At 63.8% G+C, this 6,252-nt stretch carries 9 protein-coding genes; 2 read left to right on the top strand and 7 right to left on the bottom strand.

Translation table 11 applies throughout. The features are described from left to right. Positions 1 to 49: 49 nt before the first annotated feature. The 7 genes from IEX64_RS24655 to IEX64_RS22380 all read right to left on the bottom strand — a co-directional run bounded on the left by IEX64_RS24655 (position 50) and on the right by IEX64_RS22380 (position 4,668). Positions 50 to 337: a copper resistance protein B gene (locus IEX64_RS24655; protein ID WP_268238473.1), complete on the bottom strand. Its 288-nt coding sequence runs from the start codon at positions 335 to 337 to the stop codon at positions 50 to 52. Further along, the gene (locus IEX64_RS24815) at positions 226 to 651 is read right to left on the bottom strand and encodes a copper resistance protein B (RefSeq protein WP_188823465.1); all 426 of its coding nucleotides are present in this window, start codon (positions 649 to 651) and stop codon (positions 226 to 228) included. Before IEX64_RS24815 ends, IEX64_RS24655 begins: the two co-directional genes overlap by 112 nt. Before the next feature lie 97 nt (positions 652 to 748). Then, entirely contained in the window at positions 749 to 1,615 is an 867-nt protein-coding gene (locus IEX64_RS22400; RefSeq protein WP_188823463.1) for a copper resistance protein B, read from the bottom strand. Next, the gene (locus IEX64_RS22395) at positions 1,612 to 3,360 is read right to left on the bottom strand and encodes a copper resistance system multicopper oxidase (RefSeq protein ID WP_188823460.1); all 1,749 of its coding nucleotides are present in this window, start codon (positions 3,358 to 3,360) and stop codon (positions 1,612 to 1,614) included. The genes IEX64_RS22400 and IEX64_RS22395 overlap by 4 nt, the downstream gene beginning before the upstream one ends. A gap of 25 nt (positions 3,361 to 3,385) precedes the next feature. Further along, positions 3,386 to 3,961, bottom strand: coding sequence for an RNA polymerase sigma factor (locus IEX64_RS22390; protein ID WP_229710654.1), 576 nt, complete (start codon positions 3,959 to 3,961; stop codon positions 3,386 to 3,388). A 6-nt stretch (positions 3,962 to 3,967) separates the two neighbouring features. Next, complete coding sequence (locus IEX64_RS22385; RefSeq protein WP_188823458.1) at positions 3,968 to 4,411, bottom strand: periplasmic heavy metal sensor; 444 nt, start codon at positions 4,409 to 4,411, stop codon at positions 3,968 to 3,970. Then, positions 4,411 to 4,668 (bottom strand): hypothetical protein, encoded by a 258-nt coding sequence (locus IEX64_RS22380; protein WP_188823457.1) that lies wholly within the window; start codon positions 4,666 to 4,668, stop codon positions 4,411 to 4,413. The genes IEX64_RS22385 and IEX64_RS22380 overlap by 1 nt, the downstream gene beginning before the upstream one ends. A gap of 197 nt (positions 4,669 to 4,865) precedes the next feature. On the opposite strand from IEX64_RS22380, the gene copC reads away from it, so the two are divergent. Together copC and copD are read left to right on the top strand one after the other, a co-directional pair. Continuing rightward, positions 4,866 to 5,246, top strand: a complete 381-nt coding sequence (copC, locus tag IEX64_RS22375) for a copper homeostasis periplasmic binding protein CopC (protein ID WP_188823454.1) — start codon at positions 4,866 to 4,868, stop codon at positions 5,244 to 5,246. A gap of 12 nt (positions 5,247 to 5,258) precedes the next feature. Then, entirely contained in the window at positions 5,259 to 6,122 is an 864-nt protein-coding gene (gene copD / locus IEX64_RS22370; RefSeq protein WP_188823452.1) for a copper homeostasis membrane protein CopD, read from the top strand. The last annotated feature ends 130 nt before the right edge of the window (positions 6,123 to 6,252 follow it).

The raw sequence follows: 6,252 nt of genomic DNA, 5'->3' as shown, positions 1-6,252 counted from the left end.
GCGATACAGACCGCGTTTGACGTCCAATCAGACCGCAAAAATACCCCGTTTATGGACGGACACTAACGTAGACATCAGCGGCAGGCAGCACCTGATAGCGCAGGCGCACGGACGTTTCGACATCGGTCAGCCCAGAGCCGACATCCTCCTGCAGCACGTCCTGTGCGGCCCAGCCTCCAGCGATCCGTGGTTCCAGCGCAAGGTTCGGTTTCAGGTTCCAGCGCGCTACCAATTGCGCGCTGCCAAGAACGTCTCCCTCGTCCGACATGTAGAAATAGTGTTCGCCTTCAAGCCATGGCGTGAATGTTGCCTCACGGCATAGCTGTGATCGCAGCAAGACCGGAAATGATGACGCACGCCCATTAGTAGCGCGGCCTTGTCCCCCAGGGCGTGTGAGTAAAGTGCCTGGGCCTCGGTATCGTCGAAGCCAGCTCGGGTATCGCTTCCGCTGTCAAGCTTGAAGACGGCTTGGTCTTCCCCGCTGCCAAGCGTCCATGTGCTTTGCACGAGAAGTTGCTCCTCGTCCTTGCCCAAGCGCAGTTCAAACAGGTCGATCTCGCCCGACGCATCGGGCGCGGCACAAGCCGGAACTGTCCAAAGGCTGGTGGCTACGAGGCAGGCGAATGGGCATGTCAGGGATTTCCAGTGCATGCTGGAAATATTGCCGGAAGTTGTCGGCTGAATTTGCCGATTGTCAGCGTCCCGTCAGTTTTCGTTGCCGAAAGGGGAGCCTTTGCGGGCGATGGTTTCAGAACCAGGCCCGCAGGCCAAGGACCGCAGCCACTTGCGAGGGGCTTTCCCCTTCCTGCCGTGCAAGGTCCGCGTTGCCTCCCAGCCTTCGCTCCCAGTGGACGCCCAAGTAAGGGCCGACGCCTGGCATGATCTCATACCGTAGCCGTGCACCCAGTTCGATGCGTTCGAACCCACTGGCCACGCCCAGTTCGGGCACGTCCTGGAAGGCCAGGTTCACTTCCGCTTCGGGCTCCAGGATCAGGCGCTGCGTGATGCGCTGGTCGTAGCTGGCGCCAAGCCGGGCATGGACGTCGCCCTGGTCGGAAACGAACAGCTGGCTTTCCAGCTCAAACCAGTAGGGCGCAAGGCCCTGGATCCCGACAACCGCATAAGTCCGTTCGGGATCAGGGCGGAAATCATGGCGCAAGCCGGCTTCGAGGTTGAACCAAGGATCGATGGCATGGCGCCACAGGAGCGAGGTCTCGACCTGCTCAGCGGCCTTGCTAAAAGCGCCTTCGCCTTCGCTGGTCACCGCGATCCGGTCGTGGTCGTTGCCGTACCAGGCTTGCGCCTTCCAGCCGTAACCGTCACGCCCGTCCACGGCGCGGTATTCCAGTTCGTCGATGAGGATGGCCGCGTTGGTGTAATGGCCCATATGCGCAAGGTGCATACGCGCTGCCTTCATGCGGGCTGCATCGTAGTAGCGGTCTGCGAGGATGTCGTCCGGGACCGGCGGCGGCGGCGCATTGCACGGCTCTTCGCTGTCGCTGCCTGTCTCCTGGGCAGTGTCCATGCCAGCCATGACGTGTCCGGAATGATCCATGGCATCCTGCGCCGCGGCGGGAGCGGAGATCAGGGCGAGCACGAAGAGGGCCCGCTTCATGCCGCGTCTCCTTCGCGGCGAACGGTCACCACGCGCATCATGCCGGCGTGCATGTGCAGCATCATGTGGCAGTGGAAGGCCCAGTCCCCTTCGGCATCGGCAGTAAGGTCGAACGAGACCTTGCCGCCGGGGAGCACATTGACCGTATGCTTGCGCGGTCTGTGGCCCTTCTCGCCGCAAACCAGTTCGAAGAAGTGGCCGTGCAGGTGGATCGGATGCGGCATCATCGTGTCGTTGATGAGGTTCACCCGCACCCGTTCGTCGAGCCGCAGCGGGATCGGCTGCGCGCCGTCGGAGAAGGTTTCCCCGTCAATCGACCACATGTAGCGTTCCATGTTGGCAGTAAGGTGCACGTCGATCTGGCGGCTGGGCACGCGCGGGTCGGGATTGGGTTCGAGGCTGCGCAAGTCGGCATAAGTCAGGACGCGGTGATCGACGCTTTCTAGCCCGGTCGGACGCTCGGCCAGCCGGTCGACCGGCATCGGCGAGAGGGTGGCGACACCCGGCCCCATCGTCACGCCCGGCGCGACCGAGGGATCGCGCATCGACATCGAATGGCCATCCATCGAGGTATTGGCAGGCTTGGACAGGTCGATCTCGCCGCCGGTGCCCATGTCCATTGCGCTCATGTCCATGCCCATGTCCCGCATGCCCAGGAGCGGGCGTTCGCGCAGGGCGGGGATGGGGGCCACCATCTCGAGGCGCGGGGCCAGCGTCGCGCGGACCAGGCCGGACCGGTCGATGGCTTCGGCAATCAGGCCATAGGCCTGGTCCTGCGCCGGTTCGACGATGATGTCGTAGGTCTCGGCGATGGCAATCTGCAGTTCGTCGGTCTCGACCGGCTGGACCATGTTTCCGTCAGCCGCGACGATCTTGAGCGGCAAGCCGGGGATGCGGAAATTGAAGTTGGTCATGGCCGAGGCGTTGATTATGCGCAGCCGCACCCGTTCACCCGGCACGAACAGCCCGGTCCAGTTTTCCGGTGTACCATGTCCATTGACCAGGAAGCTGTACGTCATGCCCGTCACGTCGGAGATATCGGTCGGGTCCATGCGCATGGACGCCCATTCGAGGCGCTCACCGAGCGACTGATCCTTGCCTGCAAGCAGGCCGGAGAGGGTTTGGCGCTGGCGATTGAAATAGCCGCCCATGATTTTCAGGCGGCGCAATTGCGCCTCGGGCGCCATCGGGCTCCAGTCGGAGAGGACCAGCACGTGCTCGCGATCGCAGGCGATCGGATCCTGGCCCGCAGGATCGACGATTAATGGACCATAGAGCCCAAGGCCTTCCTGCATCCCGGAATGGCTGTGATACCAGAACGTGCCGGAATGGATCAGCGGGAACTCGTAGGTGAAGGTCTCGCCCGGATCGATGCCGGGAAAGCTGAGGCCCGGAACGCCGTCCATCTGCGTGGGAACCAGAAGGCCATGCCAGTGAATCGAAGCCTGCTCGCGCAAGTGGTTGGTCACCGCAAGGCGCACGCGCCGGCATTCCTTGAGGCGGATTAGCGGCGCGGGCAGGGTGCCGTTCACCATTACCGCGCGGGCCGAGCGGCGGCCGGTAGTGAAGCGTCCTTCGCCTATGGAAAGAGCAATTTCCTCTCCGGTGAGCACTGGCCCGGCGGCCAGCCCGGCAGTTCCACTGCGCGCCCAGGCCGGGCAGAGGGCCGACCAAGCAAGGCTTGTGGCGAGGGCTCCGGTTCCGGCGAGGAGGCGACGACGATCGATGCTGAATCCCTGTTCCATCGACCGTTGTACGCATCGCGCCGGATTATCCCTCAAGCATCTCCCGCAATTTCTGGCGTGCGCGATAGATGCGGGTTTCCACTGCCTTGCGGTGCGTTCCCAGAACCTGTGCGGCCTCTTCTTGCGACAGTCCCTCGACCGCGCAGAGCAGGAGCGGGTCCTTGAGCGTAGCAGGCAAGGCGGCGATGGCCTGTCGCAGTTTCTCGGTTTCCTGATTGGCACCCAGCGCCGCTTCGGGATCGGGCGAGCCTTCGGCAATGTGGAGGGCGTCGTCCAGGGGCTTTGCGAAGGTGAAGAAGGCTCTCACCTTGCGGCGCCGGGCCCAGTCCCGGCAGCGATTGAGGGCAATGTGCAGGATCCAGCCTCGGAAGGGCCGTGCCGGGTCGTAGCGATGCAGGGCCGCGAAGGCGGAGACGAAGCTTTCCTGGGTAACGTCCAGCGCGTCGGCCTCGTCGGGCAGGTGGTTTCGGGCCAGACGGAAGACGGCCTCGCGATGGCGTTGCATGAGGCCGCTATAGCCTGCCTGTCGCCCCGCCAGTGCTTGGGCGACAAGCGCGGCATCGGTCGGGTCATCAGGGGATGGGGGCGGGCCGATAGCCACTTTGCCTTACTTGTGGTCGGACTGGGTCAGCGTCTTGCCGATCTCGGCATCGAAACGCGCCGCCTGGTCGGGGCGCAGCACCGCGCGCATCGCGAACACGTGGGAAAGCGTGGCCTTCTGCAACTCCCCCATGGCATGGTGGGATCGGTCCACGGCCTGTGCGACCTTAGGCCCGTAGAGGTGTTCTGCCTCGATCGCCCTGGCAAGATCGGCGTTGGCATTGCGCATCTGCAAGTCGAGCTCTTTGCGCCGCTCGGCGAACTGCGCTTCCAGTTTCTCTATGCGAGCATCCTGCGCAGCGTCGAGGTCGAGCTTCTGGTGCACCAGCGTATGCAGTTCGCTTCCTTCGCCACGTGCGAAGAGCGTGAAGGTGCTCGCCATCCAGATCGCGGCAAGGGCCGCCGCAAAGGCGACGATTGCGGTCAGCACATAGTGGCGTGCTCCGCGCATCAGTCTATCAGGAGGTGAGAGGGTGCCGAGGCCGGCAAGCCCAGCAAGGGCTCGGTCGAGCTTGGCGTGCCGGGCATCGCCGAGGCCGCAGTGCCAACGACGATTGCAAGGCAGCAGGCCAGGAGATAACCGCGTCGCTCCACGATCTGTTCTCGGCGCCGGGCAACCCCGTGCATGACCCGAACTTCGAGCCCGTCGAGGCGCGATCCCGCGGGCTCCTCGCCAAGCCGGGCCAGCAGGGTGTCAAGTTCGGTCATGTCGCGTCTTTCCAGTCAGGTTCTACAATCGGATACGCAGGTCACCCCCCTATCCCTCAAGCGAGGCGAGAGGCCTGGCAAGGAAAAAGCGAAAAAAGGTCCTGTCGGCGTGAGGGTTAGAGTGGTTGCACGCGTATCGCAGGCAAGGCCGGTGCGGAACGATCCGGTGCGGCCCAAGCACAATCATTGGAGAAGCCATGCGCCGCCTTGCCCTCACCCTGCTCGCCCCCCTTGGTGCCGCCATGCTGCTGCCGGCAGCCGCCGTGGCGCATCCCAAGCTGGTTTCGGCAACGCCGGCAGCCGATGCCACGGTTGCCAAGCCAATAAAGCTGACGCTGACCTTTTCCGAAGCGCTGGTCGGTCCTCTGTCCGGCATTGAGCTGACAATGACGGGCATGCCAGGCATGTCCGGCCACCAGCCGATGCCGATCAAGGGCTTTACCAGCAAGGCGGATGGCAAGACGCTGACGGTTACCCTGCCGCGCGCGCTTCCGGCCGGAACCTATCTGTTGAAGTGGCATGCGGTTGCCGCAGACCAGCACCGCGTCGAAGGCAGCTATTCATTCGCGGTGAAATGAGCGGGCGTGTTGGTGACTGACCTGGTTGCGGCACGCGCCGCAAGCTATCTGGCTCTTTTACTTGCGGCTGGGCTGCCGCTTTATTCGTTGTCGATGGGCACATCGCGTCTGAGCGGCAGCTTGCGGCTCGTCCTGTCCGGCCTTGCCGCTTTGGCTGTCGTCACTTCGTGGTGGTGGGGCTGGGTCAGCGTGGCCGTCATGGCTGGCTTGAAGCCGAGTGCCGTTGATGGCGCGACGTTTTCGGCAGTACTGGCGGCCACGCCACTAGGGTGGGTGCTAGAAAGCCGCACGCTCGTCCTGGTGCTTTTCGTCCTGGCCGCCTTTACCTTGCCTGCACGGTTGCGTCTGCCGGTCATGGCCCTGTGCGGCGGTGTGGCCCTGGTCACTGCCTCATGGACCGGGCATGCCGGCGCCGGTGAAGGAGCGGCGGGGTTGGGCCGAAGGCTGGCGGACGGAGCCCACCTGCTTGCCGCCGCCACATGGCTTGGGGCGCTGGCGAGCTTGCTGTTTGGCCAGTTCCGGACGGAACCCGAGCGGCAGTTCAGAGACCTGCGGGGTTTCGCCCGGACTGGGACCCTGGTTGTCCTCGTGCTGGTCGTGACCGGTCTGGCTGGTACCCTTTCGATCGTTGGGCTTCCGGTCGCACCCGAGGCGCTCGGCAGTCTCTGGTCGGTCCTGCTCGTGGTCAAGCTGAGCGTGTTTATGCTCATGCTTGGCCTCGCCGCATCGAACCGCTGGCGCCTCGTGCCCGCACTGGAAGCCGGTATCCCCGGCGCGGAACATCGTCTGCGCAGATCGCTCATGCTTGAAAGCCTGGCCGGGTTTGTCGTGGTGGCGCTGGTGGCAGTGCTTGGGACGCTCGCGCCGGGCGGCTGATACCATAACGTTTGGTTATAAATTTAGCACTTCGTTGTTGGTGAAATCATCAAAGTTCTTTTGTATCAATTTGGAGGCTTGGCGTCGCCGGTGCGGGTGACGCAATGCCACCTGCCAGTACCGGTCCCGA

The organism is Novosphingobium indicum (assembly GCF_014645195.1).
GTDB lineage: Bacteria > Pseudomonadota > Alphaproteobacteria > Sphingomonadales > Sphingomonadaceae > Novosphingobium > Novosphingobium indicum.
The sequence above is the reverse complement of the archived record's forward strand: the minus strand, read 5'-3'. Positions and strand labels throughout refer to the sequence as shown.